The organism is Micromonospora sp. NPDC005206 (assembly GCF_040608175.1).
In the GTDB taxonomy this organism is placed as follows: Bacteria; Actinomycetota; Actinomycetes; order Mycobacteriales; family Micromonosporaceae; genus Micromonospora.
Map to the genome: position 1 here is coordinate 65,897 of NZ_JBEXHU010000004.1, position 20,588 is coordinate 86,484.

19 protein-coding genes and 1 tRNA gene are annotated in these 20,588 nt (G+C 72.2%); 9 read left to right on the top strand and 11 right to left on the bottom strand.

The window, feature by feature from the left end:
- The first annotated feature begins 150 nt into the window (after nucleotides 1-150).
- The 3 genes from ABZU69_RS06430 to ABZU69_RS06440 all read left to right on the top strand — a co-directional run bounded on the left by ABZU69_RS06430 (nucleotide 151) and on the right by ABZU69_RS06440 (nucleotide 3,593).
- The gene (locus tag ABZU69_RS06430) at nucleotides 151-930 is read left to right on the top strand and encodes a phosphodiesterase (RefSeq protein WP_354963372.1); all 780 of its coding nucleotides are present in this window, start codon (nucleotides 151-153) and stop codon (nucleotides 928-930) included.
- Nucleotides 931-941: 11 nt separating this feature from the next.
- Nucleotides 942-1,610: a histone deacetylase gene (locus ABZU69_RS06435; RefSeq protein WP_354963373.1), complete on the top strand. Its 669-nt coding sequence runs from the start codon at nucleotides 942-944 to the stop codon at nucleotides 1,608-1,610.
- 276 nt (nucleotides 1,611-1,886) lie between these two features.
- Complete coding sequence (locus ABZU69_RS06440; protein ID WP_354963374.1) at nucleotides 1,887-3,593, top strand: bifunctional metallophosphatase/5'-nucleotidase; 1,707 nt, start codon at nucleotides 1,887-1,889, stop codon at nucleotides 3,591-3,593.
- 87 nt (nucleotides 3,594-3,680) lie between these two features.
- Here ABZU69_RS06440 and ABZU69_RS06445 read toward each other — a convergent pair whose 3' ends face one another.
- Nucleotides 3,681-4,964, bottom strand: a complete 1,284-nt coding sequence (locus tag ABZU69_RS06445) for an MFS transporter (RefSeq protein ID WP_354963375.1) — start codon at nucleotides 4,962-4,964, stop codon at nucleotides 3,681-3,683.
- Nucleotides 4,965-5,132: 168 nt separating this feature from the next.
- Here ABZU69_RS06445 and ABZU69_RS06450 point away from each other — a divergent pair, with 168 nt between their 5' ends.
- Complete coding sequence (locus tag ABZU69_RS06450) at nucleotides 5,133-5,606, top strand: hypothetical protein (RefSeq protein ID WP_354963376.1); 474 nt, start codon at nucleotides 5,133-5,135, stop codon at nucleotides 5,604-5,606.
- 28 nt (nucleotides 5,607-5,634) lie between these two features.
- Here ABZU69_RS06450 and ABZU69_RS06455 read toward each other — a convergent pair whose 3' ends face one another.
- The 6 genes from ABZU69_RS06455 to ABZU69_RS06480 all read right to left on the bottom strand — a co-directional run bounded on the left by ABZU69_RS06455 (nucleotide 5,635) and on the right by ABZU69_RS06480 (nucleotide 12,331).
- Entirely contained in the window at nucleotides 5,635-6,459 is an 825-nt protein-coding gene (locus ABZU69_RS06455; RefSeq protein ID WP_354963377.1) for a class I SAM-dependent methyltransferase, read from the bottom strand.
- A 75-nt stretch (nucleotides 6,460-6,534) separates the two neighbouring features.
- A complete protein-coding gene (locus ABZU69_RS06460; RefSeq protein WP_354963378.1) occupies nucleotides 6,535-9,132 on the bottom strand; it encodes an AAA family ATPase in 2,598 nt (865 codons plus the stop codon).
- A gap of 344 nt (nucleotides 9,133-9,476) precedes the next feature.
- A complete protein-coding gene (locus tag ABZU69_RS06465; RefSeq protein ID WP_354963379.1) occupies nucleotides 9,477-10,469 on the bottom strand; it encodes a CU044_5270 family protein in 993 nt (330 codons plus the stop codon).
- Between the two features lie 8 nt (nucleotides 10,470-10,477).
- Nucleotides 10,478-11,011, bottom strand: a complete 534-nt coding sequence (locus tag ABZU69_RS06470; protein WP_354963380.1) for an RNA polymerase sigma factor — start codon at nucleotides 11,009-11,011, stop codon at nucleotides 10,478-10,480.
- Nucleotides 11,012-11,165: 154 nt separating this feature from the next.
- Nucleotides 11,166-11,242: transfer RNA gene (locus ABZU69_RS06475), tRNA-Pro, on the bottom strand.
- 195 nt (nucleotides 11,243-11,437) lie between these two features.
- Nucleotides 11,438-12,331 carry a metallophosphoesterase gene (locus ABZU69_RS06480; protein ID WP_354963381.1) on the bottom strand — a complete coding sequence of 298 codons (894 nt, stop codon included), beginning with the start codon at nucleotides 12,329-12,331 and terminating at the stop codon, nucleotides 11,438-11,440.
- Between the two features lie 25 nt (nucleotides 12,332-12,356).
- Here ABZU69_RS06480 and ABZU69_RS06485 point away from each other — a divergent pair, with 25 nt between their 5' ends.
- Nucleotides 12,357-12,812, top strand: coding sequence for a GatB/YqeY domain-containing protein (locus ABZU69_RS06485; protein WP_354963382.1), 456 nt, complete (start codon nucleotides 12,357-12,359; stop codon nucleotides 12,810-12,812).
- Between the two features lie 175 nt (nucleotides 12,813-12,987).
- On the opposite strand, the gene ABZU69_RS06490 is transcribed toward ABZU69_RS06485, so the two are convergent.
- Nucleotides 12,988-15,420, bottom strand: a complete 2,433-nt coding sequence (locus tag ABZU69_RS06490; RefSeq protein WP_354963383.1) for a transglycosylase domain-containing protein — start codon at nucleotides 15,418-15,420, stop codon at nucleotides 12,988-12,990.
- 405 nt (nucleotides 15,421-15,825) lie between these two features.
- Between ABZU69_RS06490 and ABZU69_RS06495 the strand changes: the two genes are divergently transcribed.
- Nucleotides 15,826-16,146: a WhiB family transcriptional regulator gene (locus tag ABZU69_RS06495; RefSeq protein WP_007466209.1), complete on the top strand. Its 321-nt coding sequence runs from the start codon at nucleotides 15,826-15,828 to the stop codon at nucleotides 16,144-16,146.
- 6 nt (nucleotides 16,147-16,152) lie between these two features.
- Here the strand turns inward: ABZU69_RS06495 and ABZU69_RS06500 are convergent, their stop codons facing one another.
- The 3 genes from ABZU69_RS06500 to ABZU69_RS06510 are packed head-to-tail and all read right to left on the bottom strand — an operon-like array spanning nucleotide 16,153 to nucleotide 19,046.
- The gene (locus ABZU69_RS06500) at nucleotides 16,153-17,304 is read right to left on the bottom strand and encodes an ArsA-related P-loop ATPase (RefSeq protein ID WP_354963384.1); all 1,152 of its coding nucleotides are present in this window, start codon (nucleotides 17,302-17,304) and stop codon (nucleotides 16,153-16,155) included.
- A 54-nt stretch (nucleotides 17,305-17,358) separates the two neighbouring features.
- The gene (locus ABZU69_RS06505; protein WP_354963385.1) at nucleotides 17,359-18,336 is read right to left on the bottom strand and encodes an ArsA-related P-loop ATPase; all 978 of its coding nucleotides are present in this window, start codon (nucleotides 18,334-18,336) and stop codon (nucleotides 17,359-17,361) included.
- A 26-nt stretch (nucleotides 18,337-18,362) separates the two neighbouring features.
- Entirely contained in the window at nucleotides 18,363-19,046 is a 684-nt protein-coding gene (locus ABZU69_RS06510) for a hypothetical protein (RefSeq protein WP_354963386.1), read from the bottom strand.
- 357 nt (nucleotides 19,047-19,403) lie between these two features.
- Here ABZU69_RS06510 and ABZU69_RS06515 point away from each other — a divergent pair, with 357 nt between their 5' ends.
- From ABZU69_RS06515 to ABZU69_RS06525, 3 genes are read left to right on the top strand one after another with little or no spacing between them, the layout of a single operon-like run.
- Complete coding sequence (locus tag ABZU69_RS06515) at nucleotides 19,404-19,886, top strand: hypothetical protein (protein WP_354963387.1); 483 nt, start codon at nucleotides 19,404-19,406, stop codon at nucleotides 19,884-19,886.
- Nucleotides 19,887-19,930: 44 nt separating this feature from the next.
- Entirely contained in the window at nucleotides 19,931-20,086 is a 156-nt protein-coding gene (locus tag ABZU69_RS06520; RefSeq protein WP_007466198.1) for a DUF4177 domain-containing protein, read from the top strand.
- Nucleotides 20,083-20,544 carry a RidA family protein gene (locus ABZU69_RS06525; protein WP_354963388.1) on the top strand — a complete coding sequence of 154 codons (462 nt, stop codon included), beginning with the start codon at nucleotides 20,083-20,085 and terminating at the stop codon, nucleotides 20,542-20,544. The genes ABZU69_RS06520 and ABZU69_RS06525 overlap by 4 nt, the downstream gene beginning before the upstream one ends.
- Nucleotides 20,545-20,588 lie beyond the last annotated feature (44 nt).

Sequence of the window (20,588 nt, forward strand, 5' to 3'; positions counted from 1 at the left end):
GATCAAGCGTACCCACGGTCGCCCGGAGCCGGCCGAGCTTCGTACACATGTGCCATCCACAGGCTGTGGACGCAGCCTGTGGGCGGCGCGGGCCCCCGGACGGCGCCGGGCGGCGATAGCGTGGAGCCTCCGGCACCGAGGAGGCGGGCCATGCTCATCGCCCAGCTCAGTGACCCCCATCTGACCACCGGCGTGCTCGCCGCCGAGCGGGCCGCCGGGCTGCACAGCGCGCTCGGGCGGGTGCTCGCGCTGCGGCCTCGACCGGACTGCGTGGTGATCACCGGCGACCTGGTCGACCACGGCCGACCCGACGAGTACGCGGTGCTCCGCGAGCTGATCGGCCGGTTCCCGCTGCCGGTGCACCTGGTCGCCGGCAATCACGACGATCGGGAGTCCCTGCTCGACGCCTTCGGCGGCACGCCCTGGCTCGGCGGCGGATTCTCCGCCTACTACCACGTCGACCATGCGGCGGCGACCGTCGTGGTGCTCGACTCGCTCATCCCCGGCAGCGACGGCGGCCAGCTCGGCGAGGAGCAGCTCGGCTGGCTCGACGGCGTGCTGGCCGGCCGGCCCGAGGTGCCCGCGGTGGTCTGCCTGCACCACCCGCCGGTCGCGGTCGGCATTCCGGCGGCCGACGCCGTCCGGCTCGCCGACGGGGACGCGTTGGCCGAGGTGATCGGCCGGCACCGGCACGTCGTGCGGGTCGCCGCCGGGCACCTGCACCGCCCGGTCACCACGGGGTACGCCGGCACCGTGCTCACCGTGGCGCCCAGCACCTGGCGGCAGAGCACGCTCACCATGAGCGCCGACGAGCTGATCGGCTGGGTCGCCGAGCCGACCGCCTTCCTGCTGCACGCGGTAGAGCCGGGCGGCTGCGTGACGCACACTGTGCAGGTGAGCCACTCCGCCGGCCAGACGTGCGGCTTCTGAGGACGCCCGTCGTGGTCGACGCCGAAGAGCGGCTGGTCTGGTACGTCGCCTACGGCTCGAACATGCACGCCGCCCGGCTGGCGTGGTACATCGACGGTGGCTGCCCACCCGGTGGGCGCCGAACCTACCCGGGCTGCCGGGACCGCCGTCCACCGAGCCGGTCGGTGCCGGTGTCGCTGCCCGGCGGGATCTACTTCGCCGGGGAGTCCGGCGCCTGGACCGGCGGGATGGCGTTCTACGACCCGCAGCTGCCGGGCGTGGCCGCCGCCCGCGCCTACCTGGTCACCCTCAATCAGTTCACCGACATCGCGGCGCAGGAGATGTACCGGCCAGCAGGTGACGCCGCCGACCTGACCCCGGCGACCGGTGCGGCGATCGACGCGGCCGTCGCCGACGGGCGAGCCACGCTCGGCCCGGGGCGCTACGAGACGCTGGTCTGCCCGGGCCACCGCGCTGGGGCCCCGATGCTCACCTTCACCGCGCCGGAGCCGGCGTCCGCCGTGCGCTGCCGTCCACCGGCGCCGGTCTACCTCGGCATGATCGCCCGTGGGCTGCACGAGTCGCACGGCTGGCCGGCCGAGCGGATCGTCGGCTACCTGGCACGGCGCCCCGGGGTCGCGGACGGCTGGCCGCCCGACGCCGTGGCGGCGCTGGTAACCGAGGCACTCGCCGTCGGGTGACCGCCGCGCGTCGTGGACCGCGTCCTTTCTGGATTGCGGCGTCGTCAAGGGACGCTCAGGTCGGTCCCGCCCGGCCGCCCCTCCGGGCCGTCCGGTGTATTCGCAGCTCCGATGTGCTCGCCGGGTCGACCGGTGGGCTTCTGGATGAGAGGCTGTCCGGGCGGGCGGCGATCCCCACCGCCGGCATCCGCGATCGACCCTTCCGACGGCGTCGGTCGGCGGCCCGGTCGACCCACAGTCCGGGCACCGTACGCGCCGATTCTCACGAGGAGTTCCATGTCCATCCCCGGGATGCGTCGGGCCGCCGTCGGCCTGACCGCGCTCGCGCTGGCCGCGTTCGGCGCGGTCGCCACAACCCCCGAGCAGGCGGACGCGAGGCCGAAGCCGGTCGACGTCACCCTGCTGGCCCTCAACGACTTCCACGGCAACCTCGAACCGCCGAGCGGCTCCAGCGGCACCATCGCCGGGCAGGCCGCGGGCGGCGTCGAGTTCCTGGCCACCCACCTGGCCGAGCTGCGCGCCGCCGCCGAGAAGAAGAACACCATCACGGTCGCCGCCGGTGACCTGATCGGCGCGTCCCCGCTGCTCTCCGCGGCGTTCCACGACGAGCCGACCATCGAGGCGCTGAGCATGGCCGGCCTGGACTACGCCAGCGTCGGCAACCACGAGTTCGACGAGGGCGCGGCCGAGCTGCTGCGGATCCAGAACGGCGGCTGCCACCCGGTGGACGGCTGCGCCGACGGCACCCCGTACCGGGGCGCCAGCTTCAAGTACCTGTCCGCGAACGCCTTCAAGACCGCGACCGGCAAGCCGCTGATGGCGCCGTACGCGATCCACAAGGTGCAGGGCGTCAAGGTCGGCTTCATCGGGATGACCCTGGAGGGCACCCCGGAGATCGTCAGCCAGCAGGGCGTCGCCGGCCTCACGTTCGCCGACGAGGCGGTCACCGCCAACCGGTACGCCCGCGAGCTGCGCCGCAAGGGCGTGGAGACGATCGTCGTCCTGCTGCACGAGGGTGGCACCCAGGCCGCGACCGGCGGTATCAACGACTGCGTCGGCATGACCGGCCCCATCGTGGACATCGCCAACCGGATGGACCCGTCGATCGACGTGGTGGTCAGCGGGCACACCCACCAGGCGTACAACTGCGACATCAACGGCAAGCTGGTCACCAGTGCCAGCTCGTTCGGCCGCCTGGTCACCGACATCGACCTCAAGATCGACCGTCGAAGCGGGGACGTGATCTCCGCCGCGGCGAACAACGTCGTGGTCAGCCGGGACGTCGCCAAGGACCCGAAGCAGACCGCTCTGATCGACCGGTACAAGACGGTGCTCGGCCCGGTCGCCGACCGTCAGGTCGGCGAGACCACCCAGGCGATCACCCGCGCCCAGGAGACCCTCTTCGGTACGACCATGGGCGAGTCCGCGCTGGGCAACGTGATCGCCGACGCGCAGCTCGCCGCCACCGACGACGAGCAGAGCGCGGTCGCCGCGTTCATGAACCCGGGCGGGGTGCGAGCCGACCTCGACGCCGGACCGGTCACCTATGAGGAGGCGTTCACGGTGCAGCCGTTCGCCAACAACCTGGTGACGCTCGACCTGACCGGCGCACAGCTCTACTGCGTACTCGAGCAGCAGTTCGTCACCGGCCGCACGCTGTACCCGTCCGCGACGGTCGGCTACGTGGTCGACCCGAACGGCACCACCGGCACCGCCGCCGACCCGTGCGTCGGCACCCGCGTCGTCCGGGGCAGCCTCACCTTCGGTGGCACCGCGGTCGACGCCGCCGCCACCTACCGGGTGACGGTGAACAACTTCCTGGCCGGCGGTGGCGACGGGTTCAGCGCCCTCACCGGCGGCACGAATCTGGTCACCGGGCAGATCGACCTGGACGCGTTCGTGGCGTACCTGACCGCGCGGTCGCCGGTCTCCGCTCCGACGCTGGACCGGATCCGCACCACCGCCGAGGTTCCCGCCGCCTGACGGGCGACCCCGCGACGATCGGGCCCCGGAGCATCCGCTCCGGGGCCCGACCCGTTCCGGAGTACGACGCCACGGTCGCGGGCGTGGTCAGGCGGTGGCGGGTGTCGGCTCGGGGGAGGTTGCGCCGGTCGTGACGCGGCCGTCCTGCTCGGGGGTGAGCAGCCGGCGCAGCGAGAGCGCCACCAGGGAGGCCACCAGGCAGCCGCCGACCACCACCGCCACCCAGACCATGCCGTTCGCGGCACCGATGAGCGGGCCGGCGGTCACTGGACCGATCACGCCGCTGACTCCGAAGATCATCGAGCTCATGGCGTTGTACCGGCCGCGCAGCTCATCGGTGGCCAGCGCGTTGGTCAGCGCCGGCATCACCGGCGACAGCATCGTCTCGCCGAAGCCGAAGATCGCCGAGCAGGCCACCACGCACAGGGCGGCCACCAGGGCGTTTCCGGTGCTGACCAGGCCGGCCGCGCCGAGAACCAACCAGGCGGTGGCGAACACCGCGCCGACCACCGCGAGCGCGGCGGTGCGGCTGCGCCCCTCGATCCGGCGGATCACCAGCAGCTGGGCGAGCACGATCATCACGGTGTTGGCCGCGAGCGCCCAGGCCACCACCCGGGGGCTGACCTCGGCGACCCGCACGGCGTACGCGGCGAAGCCCACCTCGATCTGGGCGTACCCGCATGTGGTGAGGACCAGTCCGAAGATCACCAGCCGGCGGAACGGGCGGTCGCGGAGCACGGTCAGGTAGCCGCCGGCCGACGGCTCGCCGCCCGTCCGACGTTTGCCGAGGCGGTGGCCGACGCCCGGCAGGGTGAGCAGGATCAGCGCCGGCATCAGGTAGCTCACCGCGTCCAGCAGGTAGATCACCTGGAAGGTGCCCGGCCGGGCGGTGTCGATGATCGCGCCGGAGGTCATGCCGCCGATACCGATGCCGAGGTTGAGCAGGGCGAAGTTCAGACCGAAGACCCGCTGCCGCTCGCCGTCGTCGGTCAGCGAGGCGAGGATCGTGTTCTGCCCGGACCAGATCGCCGAGCTGCCGATCGCGATCACCGTCATCACCAGCAGGGCCGAGCCGGTCGAGTGGACCAGCGCCAGTGAGCCGGTGCCCACCGCCTCGACCAGCAGGCACGGCACCACCACCCGGCGGGCGCCGAACCGGTCGATCAGTGTCCCGCCCAGCGGCGACAGGGCCAGGGTGACCGCGCCGTACCAGCCGATCACCAGGCCGGCGCGGGTGTCGGTGAGCCCGCGCACGTCGGTCAGGTAGATGAACAGGAACGGCAGGGTCAGCCCGCGCCCGATCGCCGACAGCAGGGTGCCGAGGAGGATCCGGCGAGCTTCCGAACGGCGGGGCAGGGAGCGACGCAGCATGTCCGGCATTCTGTTCGCCGGGTGTGACGGTTGGCGAACCGATTACGGCGCTTCCCGCGCACGAGGCGGTGGGTCCGTGACGGAGCCCACGCCCCGGTCCGTCCAGCCCGGCGGCACGCACGGTCGGTGCGGATGCCAGCCGTCGGTGTGCTCTGCCATGCTGGCGCCGTGAGTGTGACCTGGCGACATCTGCCCGCACCGGCCCGTGAGATCGCCGTCGCCGCCGGCGAGGCCGTCGCCGCCGCACAACAGCGCGACCCCACGGCGTACGAGGCGGCCGTGCAGCGGCTCACCGGTGCCGACCGGTCCGGCCTGGTGCTCGGCGCGGCGGTCCGGCTGCTGTTGGAGGAGACACATCCGGACGGGCTGGACGGCGACGACGTCCGCCAGGTGCTGGAGGCCTGCGTTCGCTCGGCCGCCGGCTGGCTACCGGAGGTCGACCCGCACGTGGTGCTGGTGCTGCTCGCCGGGGCGCTCGGCGTGTACGACCCGGGCGACGACGACAACCCGCCGGGCCCGATGGCGGTCGCCCGGCACGCCCCGCTGCTCGTCGCCGACCTGCTGTCGACCGCCGGCCGGCCGCTCGACGGCTACCTGGCCACCGCGTTCGCCGAGATCGAGCGCACCGAGCGGCAGGACTGACGCCACGCCCGATCCGGCTACCCCCGGGTCATGCCGGCTCGGGTGCCCGCTGCGCCACCACCTCCAGGTACTCCGCCGGGATCCGTACCGTGCCGTCGCTGGCGCGGTTGTGCGTCCGGGCAAGTTCCACCAGGTCGGCGTGCAGTTGCGGGCGCCGCTCCTCGGGCAGCGCCTCGAACGCCTTCAGCGTCGGCCCGTAGTTGGCCCGGAAGAAGTCCGCGAACTCCTCCGGGGTGCCGAAGCGGAAGACGAACTCATGGCGTACCGCCCGCAGTTCGCCCACGGACCCGCCCAGCAGCTCGCGGACCCGGCCCTCGTCGCCCCACTGGACCGGCGGGCGTAGCCCGGCCGGCGGCGGCACGTGCCGCCCGACCGTGCGGAACAGTTCGCCGATGAATCCCTGGGGCGTCCACGACGCCAACGCCACCGTGCCGCCGGGTCGGCAGACCCGGAGCAGCTCCGCCGCTGCCCGCTCCTGGTCCGGCGCGAACATCACGCCGACGACGGAGAGCACCGCGTCGAAGGAACCGTCGGGGTACGCCAGCCGCTCCGCGTCGCCGGTCACGAAGGTGACCGGCAGCCGCTCCGCCGCCGCCCGGGCGTGGCCACGCTCCAGCAGTTCGGGTACGTAGTCGACGCCGGTCACCACGCAGCCGCAGCGGGCGGCGGCGATGGCGGCGTTGCCGGTGCCGGTCGCCACGTCCAGCACCCGGGCGCCGGCCGGCAGGTCGGCTGCCGCCACCAGCCACTCGGCGATCGGGTGGATGAGCGCGGCGACCGCGCCGTAGTCGCCGCTGGCCCAGGTCACCTGCTGGCGTGCCTTCACAGCGCTGAGATCGAGTGCGGTGGTCATGTGGTCCCCCCTCGGACGGATCGTTGTGCCACCGACGCTAGGTGGGGCGCTGCCCTGGGGGATCGGCAGAAACACCTATTTTGGCGGCACCAGGCCCTGCCGGCGGGCCGCCGCGGCCGCCTGACCGCGGCTGGGCACGGCGAGCTTGTCCAACACCGCCGACACGTGGTGACCGACGGTCCGGGTGGAGAGCGACAGCCGGGCCGCGATCTCGGCGTTGCTCAGCCCCTCGGCGAGCAGCGCGAGCACCTCCCGCTGCCGGGCGGTCAGGCCCGTCGGGTGTGCGGCCGTCGCCGGGCGCGGCCCCCGTGGCACCCGAGCCATCCCGCGTCCGCGCAGCTCGGCCCGGAACCGCCGGGCCACGGCGACCGCACCAAGCCCGTCCAGGATCCGCAGCGCCTCGCCGGCCGCCAGGTCGTCGCCACAGGCCAGCGCCTCGGCCCTGGAGTACGGGCAGCCGAGCTGGTGCCACTCCTCGGCCGCACCGGCCCAGTCGCCCTCGATCAGCCGCCGGTACGGGGACGCCAGCGCCCCGGTGTCCCCGACCGGCTCCCCGGCCCGCCACAGCCAGTACGCCAGCTCCCCGGCGAACCACGGTTGCCCGGCCTCGACCGCCAGCCCGTGGACCCGGAGCAGCTCGGCGGCTGCCCGTGTCGGCTCGCCGGCCAGCCAGTGCCGTTCCGCCAGCGCCGCGGCCACCGGCACGACGAACTGGAGTTCGCGGCTCTGCGCGGCCCAGCGGGTCGCGCCGTCCAAGTGGTGTGGCCCGGCCCGGCCGCCGCACCGGGCGTCCAGCCGGCTCAGCGTGACCAGTGCCGGGGCCAGACTCGCGCCGGGCTGCTCGGTGCCGCTCAACGCCTGCTCGGCGTCGGCGCGGGCGCCGGACCAGTCTCCGGTGGCCAGCCGCAGCCGGGCGCGGTAGCCGAGCAGATGGCGGGAATACCCGTCGAGGTCCCGGGTGGTGGTGAAGCGCAGCGCGCGATCGAGCGCCTCGGCAGCCGGCGTCAGCCGGTGCCAGTCCACCGACACGGTCGCGAGATTGACCAGCGCGCGGGCCGCGTGGTCGTCGAGGTGGTGGGCGGCGGCCAGCGTGTGCCCGCGTTCCAGCTCGATGACCCCGGCGACGTCGCCGCGTTGAAGGCGCGCCGAGCCGACGTTGACCAGCGCGTGGGCCTCGGTCTCCACGTCGCCGAGCCGCCGGGCCAGCTCCCGGGCCCGGCCACCCCAGTCGATGGCCCGGTCGATGTCGTCACCGAGCATGAGCAGCTGCGACATGTTGCTGTACGCCATGGCCAACTGCACGCCGGGGGGCGTGGACTCCAGCACCTGGACGGCGCGGGTGCCCGCCGCCCGGGCTGCCGTGCTGTCCCCGGTCCACCAGGAGAGCCGGGACACCCAGCGCAGGTTCTCACCGATCCGCAGCGGCTCGCCCTCGGCCTCCCGCAGGGCCAGCGCGTCCCGCCGTGCGGCGAGCGCCTGCGCGCCCAGCCCGGCCAGATATGCCGCGGTCCCGTACGCCTCCAGCAACGCGGCACGACGTGGCGGCGGCAGACCCGCGGCGTGCGGGAGCGCGACGGTGTAGTGGTCCGCCGCCTGCCGGTGCGCCCCCGCCCGGCTCGCCCGCTGCGCCGCCACGGGCGCCCAGCGCAGAACCGCCGTGGGATCGTCAGCGTGGTGCGCGTGGTGCACCAGCCGGGCGGCGTCGACGTCGGCCCGTGGCGTGAGCCGGGCCAGCACGGCCGCGTGCAGCGCGGCCCGGCGCACCGGGGACAGTGACTCGCGCACCGCCCGGCCCAGCAGCTCGTGCCGGAACGCCACCCCGTTGCCCGCCGGCACCAGCACGCCCCGGTCCAGGCTCTCCTGCACGGCAGCCGGCGGATGATCGACCAGCAGGTACGGCTCGGCCCGGGACGGGACCACCGAGACCAGGGCGGCGACCTCCCGCGCTGGCGGCGACAGCGCGGCCAGCCGGGCCAGCACCAGATCGCGTACGGTCGGCGGCACACCCGGACCGGTCGCGGCCAGCACCTCGGTGACCAGCAGCGGGTTGCCCCCGGTGGCCTGGTACAACCCGGCCGGGGCGCGGCCGGCGCGGCGGGCCAACGCCGCGACGGCGTCCGTGGACAGGGCGGGCAGCGGCAGCCGGTGGACCAGCGGCCGGGGCAGGCCGGCGAGCACGCCGTGCAGCGGATGCTCCGCTCCGACCTCGTCGTCGCGCAGGGTGAGTACGAGTAGCGCCGGGTGGCGTGCCAACCGTCGCCCCAGGTACGCGATCAGGTCCAGAGTGGCCCCGTCCGCCCAGTGCGCGTCCTCCACCACCATCACCGCCCGGCGCCCGGGCCGGGGACCGGTCAGCTCGTCGAGGAGCGCGTCGAACACCGTGCCGCGGCGTTCGGCCTCCGCCGCCGCGTGCAGCGCGGTCAGTCGCTCCGCGAGTACGCCGCCGACCTGACGGGCGATGTCGTGCAGTGGGCCGAGTGCCCGGGGCGTCAGCAGCGGGTCGCAGCTGCCCCAGAGCACCCGGGCACGTGGCTCGGCCGTCGCCGCGAACGCGTTGACCAGGGCGGACTTGCCGGCACCCGCCTCGCCGGCGACGAGCGCGATCGCGCCGCCGGGGGAGGCCAGCAGCCTGTCCAGGGTGGCGAGCGCGTTCGCGCGCTCCAGCAGCTCCATCAGGGTCGATGCTAGTCAGCAGGGCGCCCGGCCGGTGTGCGGCGGAGACGCTCGACGTGCTCAACCGACACCTCGGCGCAGGCCTGCTCGACGACGGTTGGCTCCGGACGGGGGCTGAACCCCTCGTCCGGCAGCGGCTCACTGCTGCCGCGCGCCTGCGGGGGAGCCGAGCGCCTGGGGCGCGTTCGAAGATGTAGTAGACGGGGACGGCGGCGATGATGACCAGCGCCACCAGCGGACTGATGATCCGCGACCTGATGCACCCGGACGGGCCGTGGGCGTTCAACACGGGTCACAACGGCTGTCCCCGCTCAGTCGGCCAACCGCATGTCGCCGTGACGTCGTCAGCCGAGCACGTCCGTGTAACCCCGTTCCAGGTACACGGTCGACCATGACATACCGCCCGCTGCGGAGTTGGCACCGTAGCCCCTGGCCAGCAACTCCCCGGTCTGCGGGTCGAAAAGCAGATATTCCCTGCCCCAATCGCCGGGGCTCGGCTGGGGGCCTCGGCCGAGGTCGGCTGACACCACGATCCCGGTCCGTCCTGCCGGGTCAGTCTGCTCATCGCGACAGGTCACCCCCTCCGTTCCGGCAAGGAACCGCAGCAGCGCAACCCGATGGGCAAAGTCCACGACCCGCTCGTTGTTCAGCTCCGCGACGCTGACAAGCACGTGCGATGGCCCGTTCTCCCGCGCCTGGTACAGCGCCTGACCCATTGCCGCGGGTTCCGCCGCCGGCAGTGGCAGGACGCTGAAGTCTCCCGGGCGCAGGTCGTCCGTTTCGGAACCCTCCTTCGGGATCATTTCTGGGTGCTCAGCGTAGAAGTTCCGCGATGCGTCGTCCGGATAGGTCGGTGCTCCTCGCACGGTGCGCAGGCGTCCCGAGCCGTCGGCCGCGAGCCACCGCGACGTCTCCTCGCTGAACAGCACACTCACCGACTGAGTGCGGCTACCCGGTCGCAGTCCCGAGCTGCCGCTCTGCCCCCTCCGGTGCAGGTATTCATACCGTCCGGCCTTTCCGTCGTACGACGTGGCCCGCATCCGGTCCGCGATCGTGCTCAGGCAGTGGGCCGGGACGCCAGCGGCACCCGGAACAGTCGAAGGCTGGGATGATCCGAAGGGTCCGGCGGTGGGGCGGAGGACCGTGACCGTCATTGCCGCAACGGCGACCACGGCGAAGGCCGCCCCGACGGCAACGAGTCGCCGCGCCCGCCGAGCAGGTACCACCTGGTCGTAGGACGTGACGTCATTGCTGGCGAGCCGCAACACTTCCTCGACGTCACCGGCCCCCACCTCGATTCCACGTGCCGGGTCAGCGGCCTCCAGCAGCTCCCGCACTCGCTTGTTCATCGCGCTCCTCCCAGCTGGCCGTCGAGTAAGGGGGTCTGTTCGGGCTGCTCCCGGAGCATCTCGGTCAGTCGCCGTCGAGCCCGGTGCAGCCGCACTTTGGCCGTGGCCGCACCGCAGCCCAGGACCAGCGCCGCCTCGCTCAACGACGACTGCTCCCAGCCGACCAGCCGCAGGATCTCCTGGTCGTCGTCCGACAGCCGGCTGAGCGCCGCGCGCACATCGACCAGCCGCAGGACGCCGTCATGACGGTCCAACGCGGCAGCTTCGGTCAGCTCCACGGGCGGCGGTACGGCCCGGTGGGCACGCCAATGGTTGGCCAACAGCCGACGAGCGACCCCATACAGCCAGGGCAACGTCCGCGACGGCAGTTCCGACCGGCGCCGCCAGGCCACCAGGAACACCTCCTGGGCAAGTTCCTCCGCCGCCGTCAGACCGCCGAGTCGCCGCAGTCCGTAGCGCACGACGTCCGGATAGTGCCGTGCGTAGATCCCGCGGAACCAGTCGGCTCCCCGGGCGTCGACTTCCCTCATACCCCTACTTGTGTCGGTCGGCGGCCGGGGGTTACAGGACCGGACCGTATCCGCTTGCCCGCGTCGCTTGCTGCCTTCTGGCTGCTTCCGGCAGGACAGTGAGCGCCGGAAACGAATCAAGGCCCCTCGGTGGAGGGGCCTTGACCTTTACCTCTGGTCGGGGTGGCCGGATTCGAACCGACGACCTCTTCGTCCCGAACGAAGCGCGCTACCAAGCTGCGCCACACCCCGAGGCGTGCCGACAAATAGTAGCCCACCCGCCCCGATGGTCAAACTCGGTACCCCCGGGGGTCGGACCCCGCCCGGAGCACCCAAGATCCGCGCAACTTCAGGGATGTTGCGGCCTCGCGGCGCAATGAGGCAGCAGTTTCCCTGAAGTTGCGCGGATCTTGACGCCGGGACGCCGGGACGGCGCGGGCGCGCGGGTCAGCGGGGGATCAGGGTGAGGATGGTCGCCTCTGGGGGGCAGGCGAAGCGGACCGGAGCGGTCGGGTGGGTGCCCAGGCCCGCGGAGACGTGCAGCCAGGAGTCCGAGCCCGGCCACCGGTGCAGCCCGCGCGCCATCGAGCGGGGCAGCCCGCAGTTGGTCACCAACGCCCCGACGCCCGGTACGCAGACCTGCCCGCCGTGGGTGTGCCCGGCCAGCAGCAGCCCGAAGCCGTCCGCGGCCATCCGGTCCAGCACCCGTGGTTCGGGGGAGTGCGCCAGCGCGATGGACAGGTCCGCCGAGGATGAGACCCGGCCGTCCACGGCGCCGTAGTCGTCCCGCTCGATGTGCGGGTCGTCCACGCCCACCAGGTCGATCTGCCGGCCGCCGGCCTTGAGCATGGTGCGGGCGTTGTTCAGGTCCAACCAGCCGGCGCCGGTGAACACCTGGCGCAGCTCCTCGTAGGGCAGGTCGACGCCGTCGGTGTACTCCCGGTCGGGCAGGAAGTAGGTGAACGGGTTCTTCCACACCGGCCCGGTGTAGTCGTTGGAGCCGAACACGAAGGCGCCCGGGTAGTCCAGCAGCGGTTGCAGCGCCCGCAGCACCCCGGGCACCGCGCCCGGGTGCGCCATGTTGTCGCCGGTCACCACGACCAGGTCCGGGTCGAGGGCGGCCAGCGACGCCACCCAGCGCTGCTTGCGCGCCTGGTCGGGCATCATGTGCAGGTCCGACAGGTGCAGCACGCGCAGCGGCTCCGCGTCGGCCGGCAGCATCGGTACGTCGTACCGCCGCAGGGTGAACATGTTGCGCTCGACGAGTGACGCGTACGCGAGGGTGGCCGCTCCAACCGCGGCGGTTCCGGCGGCGAGCCGGAATAGTGTGCGCTTTCGCATGCCGTTCAGGGTAGTTTGACCGTCCATGAGCACGCTGAAGGACCGCCTCACCGCCGACATGCGTTCCGCGCTCAAGGCGCGCGACGAGCTGACCACCTCCACGCTACGGATGGCCCTGGCCGCCGTCGGCACCGCCGAGGTCGCCGGCAAGGCCAAGCGCGAGCTCACCGACGACGAGGTGCTCGTGGTGCTGACCAAGGAGGCGAAGAAGCGCCGGGAGGCGGCCACCGCCTTCGCCGACGCGGGCCGCGCCGAGCAGGCGGCGAAGGAGACCGCCGAGGGTGAGGTGCTGGACCGTTACCTGCCCAAGCAGCTCTCGGACGCCGAGTTGACCGAGCTGGTGTCTGGGGCGCTCGCCGCGGGCGGCATCACCGGGAAGGCCCAGATGGGCCCGGCGATGAAGGCGGCCCAGGCCGCGGTGGCCGGCCAGGCCGAGGGTGGTCGGGTGGCCGCTGAGGTACGCCGCCAGCTCGGCCTCTGACCGGCGGCACCCAGACCAACGGGGTTCCGACACCGCGCGGTCCGGACACCGCGCGGTCCGGACACCGCGCGGTCCGGACACTGCACGGCCCTGAAACCCGCCGACGCAGTCCGGGCAGACGAAACGGGCGGGCACTCGAAGGTGCCCGCCCGTTTCGTGCGTCCTGCTCGTCGGCTCAGCCGCCCGGGCGGCCCGTGCCGGGTCGACCCGGGGTGCCGGGCTGGTTCGGCTTGTTCGGCGTGGTGTTGCCCGGCGGGGGAGCGCCGCCGCCGCTGCTGACCTGGATGGTGACCACGCCGCCCTTGATGGTGCGCCCGTCCGGGCTGGTGCCGGCGGCGGTGCCAGCCGGGCACGTCGAAGTCACCTTCGTGTCGGAGACGACCGGGTCGAAGTCGGCGTCCTTGAGCCGGGACTTCGCGCTGTCCAACGACGCGCACTTCACATTGGGGATGCTGCGCTGGTCACCCTGGGAGATCTTCTGGCCCGGCGGCTCGAACGGGATATCCGGTTTGCCCTTCATCGCGTCCCGCAGCGTCTCCCACACCGGCGGGTTGATGCCGTCCTTCTCGCCGTGCTTCATCTTGACGTTGGTCTGCGGCCAGTCCGGGTCGGCCATGATGCCGGCCACCGCGTACTGCTTGGTCATCGCGACCAGGGCTGCGGTCTTCTCCGAGTCGGTGGTGCCGGACTTGCCGGCCACCGGCGCACCGACGTCCCTCCGCACGTTGCCGGCGGTGGCTCCCGTGCACCTGGAGGTCGTCGACCGGTCACCGACCGGGCAACGGGCCGCGTCCACAGCGGCGCGGGCCACCTCGGTGCTGAACCGCTTCTCGCAGCGCGGGTTGGCGATGTCCAGCTTTTTGCCCTCCGGGTCCCGAATCTCCTGCACCGGGATCGGCTCGCAGAATTTGCCGTCCGCGGCCAGGGTGGCGTAGGCATTGGCAAGGTCCAGCGGGGTGGTCTGCGAGACGCCCAGGGTGAACGCGCCCCACTGGTGCGCCCCCCGTTCCAGGTCCAGGTCCTCCTGGGCTCGGAAGTTGATGCCCAGCCTCTTCGCGGCCTTGACCACGTTCTCCGCGCCGACCTGCTGCTGGAGTGGCACGAAGTAGGTGTTCACCGACCGGCCGAACGCGCCCCACATGGTGTGCACGCCGGCCATGCTGTCGGTCGAGTTGGTGGGGCAGTAGAAGTGGGTCCCGGCGCAGGCTGCTGGGCCTGGTCGGATGATGTACTCCGACTTGAACTGCTTCGGCGCGTTGATGGTGTAGCTGAGGGGGATGCCCTTCTCCAGCGCCGCCACGACGGTGAACATCTTGAACGTCGAGCCGGCCTGGTAGCCGGTGATGCCGTCGCCGCCGGTGAGCAGCGGGTTGACCGTCGCCGGGTAGTTGCCCCGGATGCCCTTCCTCTTCTTCGCGGGATCGCTGGAGATCCTGTTCTTCGGGTTCTTCGGGTCGTCCAGCTTGAACTGGCGGTTGACCGCGAGCGCCCGAACCCGCCCGCTGCCCGGTTCCACCACGGCGACCATGGCGGCCTCCTTGGAGGTCTCCTTCTTGGCCCTGCGAACCGCGGCGTCGGCGCCCTTCTGGGCCTGCACGTCGAGCGAGGTGATGATGGTGTAGCCGCCGCTCTTCAGCCGCCGCTCACGGTCGTACGACGTCGAGCCGAACGTCTCCTGCTGCATCCACCAGCGGTAGAAGTAGTCGCAGAAGAAGCCCCAGCTGTTGACGTTGGCGGCGACGCAGCCGTTGGGGGTGCGCTTGTCCTTCACCACCAGCTTGGTCGCCTTGGCGGCGTCGGCCTCCTGCTGGGTGATGGCCTTGATGTCGACCATGTTCTGGATGACGTAGTTGCGTCGGTCCAGTGCGAGCGGGAAGCCGGCCTTGGTGGTCGGGTCGTTGGTGGTCGGCGCCTTCACCATGCCGGCCAGCAGCGCCGCTTCCTCGATCTTGAGCTTGCTCGGCGGCTTGCCGAAGTAGACCTGGCTGGCGGCGTACACGCCGTACGCGCCGTTGCCGAACGAGGCGAGGTTGAGGTAGCGGGTGAGGATCTCGTCCTTGGAGAACTCCTTGTCGACCTGCAGGGCCAGCCGCATCTCGCGGAGCTTGCGGGCGCTGGTGTCCTCGGTCGCCGCGACCACGTCGGCCGGGTGGGTGGCCGAGTACGCGATGGCCAGCCGGACGTACTGCATGGTCAGCGTCGAGGCGCCCTGCCGGCCGGCGCTCTCGTTCTGGTTGTTGACGAACGCGCGGGCGACACCGTTGATGTCGACGCCGTTGTGCTTGTAGAAGTCGTGGTCTTCGGCCGCGATGATGGCCTTCTGCATGTCCGGCGAGATGTCGGCGAGCTTCACGTCCCGCCGGTTCTCGTCGTACATGATCGCCAGCGGTGTCTTGCCGTCCGAGGCGTACAGGTAGCCGAGCTGTGGCGCGCGGGCCACCGTCAGCTCCGTGGGCAGGGCGCCGAATGTCTCGGCGCCGGCCTTTGCGGCCAAGCCGGACATCGCCACTGCGGGGAAGGCCGCCGCGGCGACCACCACGCCGGCCAGCAGGCCACATACGAGCAGCGATGCGGCGTTGGTCAGCACATTGTGGTCACGTTTCCGCATCCAGGTCACCTCAGCAGGGTACGCGAGTAGGGAACGAGGGGGCGCTGGGGCGTTCTTCCCCATTTCCTGCGCGCGCTGCCCTCGTTGTGCTAAACGCACGACCCCCGGTGCGTGGTTGCGTCTGACCTGGCGTGAGTCTCCTCCGATCGAAGGAAGCGGCGCAGCGTTTTCGCCGACCTCGACGGGGTAACCGGCGGTCGAGCGCCCGGGAAGCCGGGAGTGTCCGGAATGATGGATTTCGCCGACAACGTTGCGTAATCAGTCGACTACAGAGCATGATGGGGGGCGGCGACAGCGCCACATGTCGTTCGCGCCGCCTTGGGGAAGGCGAGCCGGGCGATCGGGGGGAATTGCCGGCTGACGTGCAACGAGGTCGGTAGGTACTGCAAGGGGGGACGTGTACACATGGGCATGATCACTGACTGGCCGTCGCTGGCGGCGTGTCAGAACGGGGACCCGGACGCGTTGTTCGTACAGGGCGCCGAACAGAACGTGGCGAAGCGGATCTGCCGGAGCTGCCCAGTTCGGTACGAGTGCCTGGCCGACGCGCTGGACAACCGGATCGAGTTCGGTGTGTGGGGTGGCATGACCGAACGCGAACGCCGAGCGCTGCTGCGTCGTCACCCGCAGGTGACGAGCTGGCGCAAGATGTTCGAGGCCGCGATGAAGAAGAACAGCAAGGACAAGGCCGGCAAGGACAAGATTCTCGTCAGCGCGGCCACCTGACGCCGGTCACGGCCGGCTGATCGCCGCGCCGATCGTCCGCAGCCCGTCGACGTCGTGCACGTCGGCGGGTTGCGCCGTCACCGACACCGCGGGCACCGCCGGGAACGCCTCGGTGAACCGCGCGGCCACCTGCTGCTCGCGTACCGCTTGGCGGGCCAGCGCGGCGTGCGCCCGCAGCACGTCGGCGGTGGCCTCGTGCCCACCCAGCTCGGCCAGCCGCTCCGCGGCGGCCCGGCTCCGCTCGGCGTCCAGCTCCGGAACCGCAGGCCGGTGCACCCGGTTGAGCACCAGACCGGCCAGCGGCATGTTCTCCTCCCGCAGTCGGCCGGCGAAGTAGGCGGCCTCCCGGACAGCGTCCGGCTCCGGCGCCGCGACCAGCACGAAGGCCGTCTCCCGTGCCTGGAGGATGCGGTACGTCTGCTCGGCCCGCTGCCGGAAACCGCCGAACATCGAATCCAGCCCGGCCACGAAGCCGGACAGGTCGGTGAGCAGCTGCGCGCCGAGCACCTTCTGCACCACCTTCGAGAACATCCCGAACGAGGCGGTGACCAGGCTGAACATGCTCCGCCCACCGCTGCGGGCCGGTGCCAGCAGCAGTCGCAGCATGCGGCCGTCGAGGAAGCGGGAGAGCCGGGCCGGCGCGTCCAGGAAGTCGAGCGCCGAGCGGGACGGCGGGGTGTCCACGACGATCAGGTCCCACTCGCCCCGGGCGTGCAACTGGCCGAGCTTCTCCATCGCCATGTATTCCTGCGTGCCGGCGAAGGTCGAGCTCATCGCCTGGTAGAAGGGGTTGGCGAAGATCTCCGCCGCCTTCGCCGGATCGGTGTGCTGCAGCACCACGTCGTCGAAGGTGCGTTTCATGTCCAGCATCATGGCGTGCAGCTCGCCGCCGCTGGCCTCGACGTCGATCCCCTTGACCTGCCGGGGCGTGTTGTCCAGCTCGGTCAGGCCCAGCGACTGGGCCAACCGGCGGGCCGGGTCGATGGTGAGCACCACCGTGCGGCGGCCGTGGTGCTCGGCGGCCCGCAGCGCCAGCGCGGCGGCCGTGGTCGTCTTTCCCACCCCGCCGGCACCGCAACACACGACGATCCGCACGCCCGGGTCGGCGAGGATCTTGTCGACGTCCAGCTGCGGCGCCGCGTCTTCGGAAGGCACCAATCGAGCGTATCGGGCCGGGTGGGTCCGTGCGCCCGTGCCGACCTCAGGTGTGAGTCAATCCGCCCGGAGGAGGGCCTGAGCCAGCGTCGCGAGCCCCGCCCGGTCCACCCCGTCGGCCAGCAACGGCAGCTCGGTCATCGGCAGCCCCAGCTCCACCAGCTCGGCCCGCAGTGAATCCTCCAACTCGCGCCGGATGAGCTGGTCACGCGCCTCGTCGTGCAGGCCGGCGACGGTTTCCCGGTCGGCCGGCAGCCCGGCGGCGACCAGCCCACGCTTCAGCTCGGTCGCGGTGACCGCCCGACCGGAGGGCACCGGTGGCCGCGTGCCGTTGACGATCACCCGCCCGATCCCGAAGCCGAGCGAGGTCAGGTCGGCGATGGCGTCCACCGTCTCCTGCACCGGCATCTCCTCCAGCAGCGTGACCACGTGCACCGCGGTTATCGGGGACCGCAGCAGTGCCGCGACCCCCTCGCTCTGAGTCTTGATCGGGCCCACCTTGGCCAGCCGGGCCGTCTCGGCCGTGACGTTGAGGAACCGGCCGATCCGCCCGGTCGGCGGGCCGTCCAGCACCACCGCGTCGTACACGCGCCGCTGCCCGGACGTGCGGGTGGTGGCCTCCTTCGCCTTACCGGTGAGCAGCACGTCACGCAGGCCCGGGGCGATGGTGGTGGCGAAGTCGATGGCGCCGAGCTTGCGCAGCGCCCGGCCGGCGGCACCCAACTTGTAGAACATGTCGAGGTATTCGAGCAACGCCTCCTCGGCGTCCACGGCCAGCGCGCGCACCTCACCGCCGCCCGGGGCGTCAGCGAGGTGCCGCTCCTCGTACGGCAGCGGGTCGATGCCGAAGAGCTGGGCGATGCCCTGCCGCCCCTCGACCTCCACCAGCAGGGTGCGCCGGCCGCCGGCGGCCAGCGCCAGGGCCAGCGCCGCCGCCACGCTGGTCTTGCCGGTGCCGCCCTTGCCGGTCACCACGTGGAGACGGGCCGACCATCCGGTACCGGCCGGGTCGGTCGGCCGCTCAGCTGCACGCACCCGTCGAGCCTATCCAGGCCTGCCGGTCACGCGACCTCGCAGACCCACCAACCCGACTTCTGCACCACCGTGAAGCGCAGGTCCTGGTCGGCCACCTTCTCGTCGGAGGTGGTCATGGTGACCCGGGTGGAGACGGTCGCCCGTGCCCCGGTCTGGTTGTCCACCTTCGGGCTGGTCCACCGGAAGCGGGGGTTCTTGTACTCGGCGGCGTACTTCTGCACCTCTGCGACCTTCGCGGCGATCTTCTCGTCGTCCCGGGCGGCCGCGCAGACGCGGCTGGCCGCCTTGGTCGCGTCGCGGTCCTTGTAGACCGCGGTGAGAAACTCGTCGACGGCGACCGCGGGTTCCTTGGCGCCCTCGCCGGTCTCGGCGTTGCGCAGGGTCAGGAACGCCACCACGCCGCCGCCCACGCAGAGCACCATGATCACGACGAGCGCGATCGCCGCGATCAGCAGGCCGCGCTTCTTCTTGGGTTCGGCGGCGCCCTGGTACGGGGGGTAGCCGGGCGGGGGTGACGGGATCGCCGACGGGTCCTGGGCACCCGATGCCGGTGCCGAGCCGCCGGGACCCTCGGGCGGGGCAGGCAGGGCGAGCGGCCCGGGCTGCGCCGCGGGGGCCGGCTGGTCGGGAACAGCCGGACCGGCGGGATCCCGGTGGGCCTGCGGGAGTGCGGGCGGCCCGGCCTGGTCGCCGCTGGGCGGTTGGGTCATGTCTTTCCCCCGGGGGGTGCGGGCGCCCGCCGCCACCCCTGGCGCCGAGCGTGATCGAGCGGGTGGCCGGCGCTGCGCGACCGTCCGACCGGAAGGGTAGCGGTCAATCATCGAACCGGTGTCGCCCCTGCCGGGCCGGGCGGGCGACGGATCCGGCCGACGGGATCTCCGACGCGGTGCCCCGTAGGGCCTCCCACCTGCGATGTGTCGCATATGTGACTAGGGGTTACCGGCCGTGCGCGTCCTGTTGGCGGGACTGCGGCCACGGACCTTACCTTCGATCCCGGGTGCGGGGGCCGGGACGGATGGATGGTCCGATCGGAGGCGTGATCCGACAGGTACGACCGGAGGCAGTGCATGCGCGACGTGGACAACATCCCTCGCACCCAGTTCCCAACCAACGACCGGCTGCGCCGGTCCGGGTCCCGGGGCGAAGCTGACGGGCCGGTCGGCAGCCTGCCGGTCAACGAGCGGTCGTACCGCCGGGTGCCGGAGCCGACGGAGGTGGTCCTCGCGTCGGGTCGCCCCGCCGAGCGGGGCCGGGACGACGAGGAGCCGGGCTTCGTCATCCACCTGCCGATCCGGGTGCCCGACCTGGCGGCGGCGACCGCGCTGGCCGGTCGGGTCGCGGTGTCCCTGGGTTTCCTGCCGGAGCTGGACGCCGGTGAGACCACCGTTTCCAACGCCGACGGCCAGAACAACCGGCATCGGGTCTTCTGCGACCTGCTGCTGCCCGACCGCTCCCGCTGCCCCCAGGGGTACGAGCACGAGGGGCCCTGCGGTGAGCTGCCGGCCGCGCCGGAGCAGCGTCCCGCACCTCGCCCCGCCAGCGGACCGTAGGCTGTGCCTCGAATACGTCCGCACCGAGAGGGAGCCCTCCAGCGATGCAGAAGTGGGAATACTCCACGGTCCCGCTGCTGGTCCATGCGACCAAGCAGATCCTCGACAACTGGGGCGAGGACGGGTGGGAACTCGTCGCCGTGGTCCCCGGGCCGAACCCGGACCAGCTGGTCGCGTACCTGAAGCGGCCCAAGGCATGAGCAACGGTCCGCACGCGAAGCTCGCCGAGCTGGGTCTCGAACTGCCCGAGGTGGTGCCGCCGGTGGCCAGCTACGTACCGGCCGTGCAGTCCGGCCAGCACGTGTACGTCTCCGGGCAGCTGCCGATGGCCGAGGGCAAGCTGCTGGCCACCGGCAAGGTCGGCGCCGGTATCTCCGGCGAGCAGGCGAAGGATCTGGCCCAGCGGTGCGCGCTCAACGCGCTGGCGGCGGTCGACTCGCTGGTCGGTCTGGAGAACGTGGTCAAGGTGGTCAAGCTGACCGGGTTCGTGGCCTCCGCGCCCGGCTTCACCGGCCAGCCCGCGGTGATCAACGGCGCCTCCGATCTGCTGGGCACCGTCTTCGGTGAGGCCGGCCGCCACGCCCGCAGCGCCGTCGGGGTGGCCGAGCTTCCCTTGGACGCGCCGGTGGAGGTCGAGCTGATCCTCGAGGTCGCCTGACGCGTCGCCGGCCCCGCGGTCGTGCGCTTCCTGGCCGATGAAAG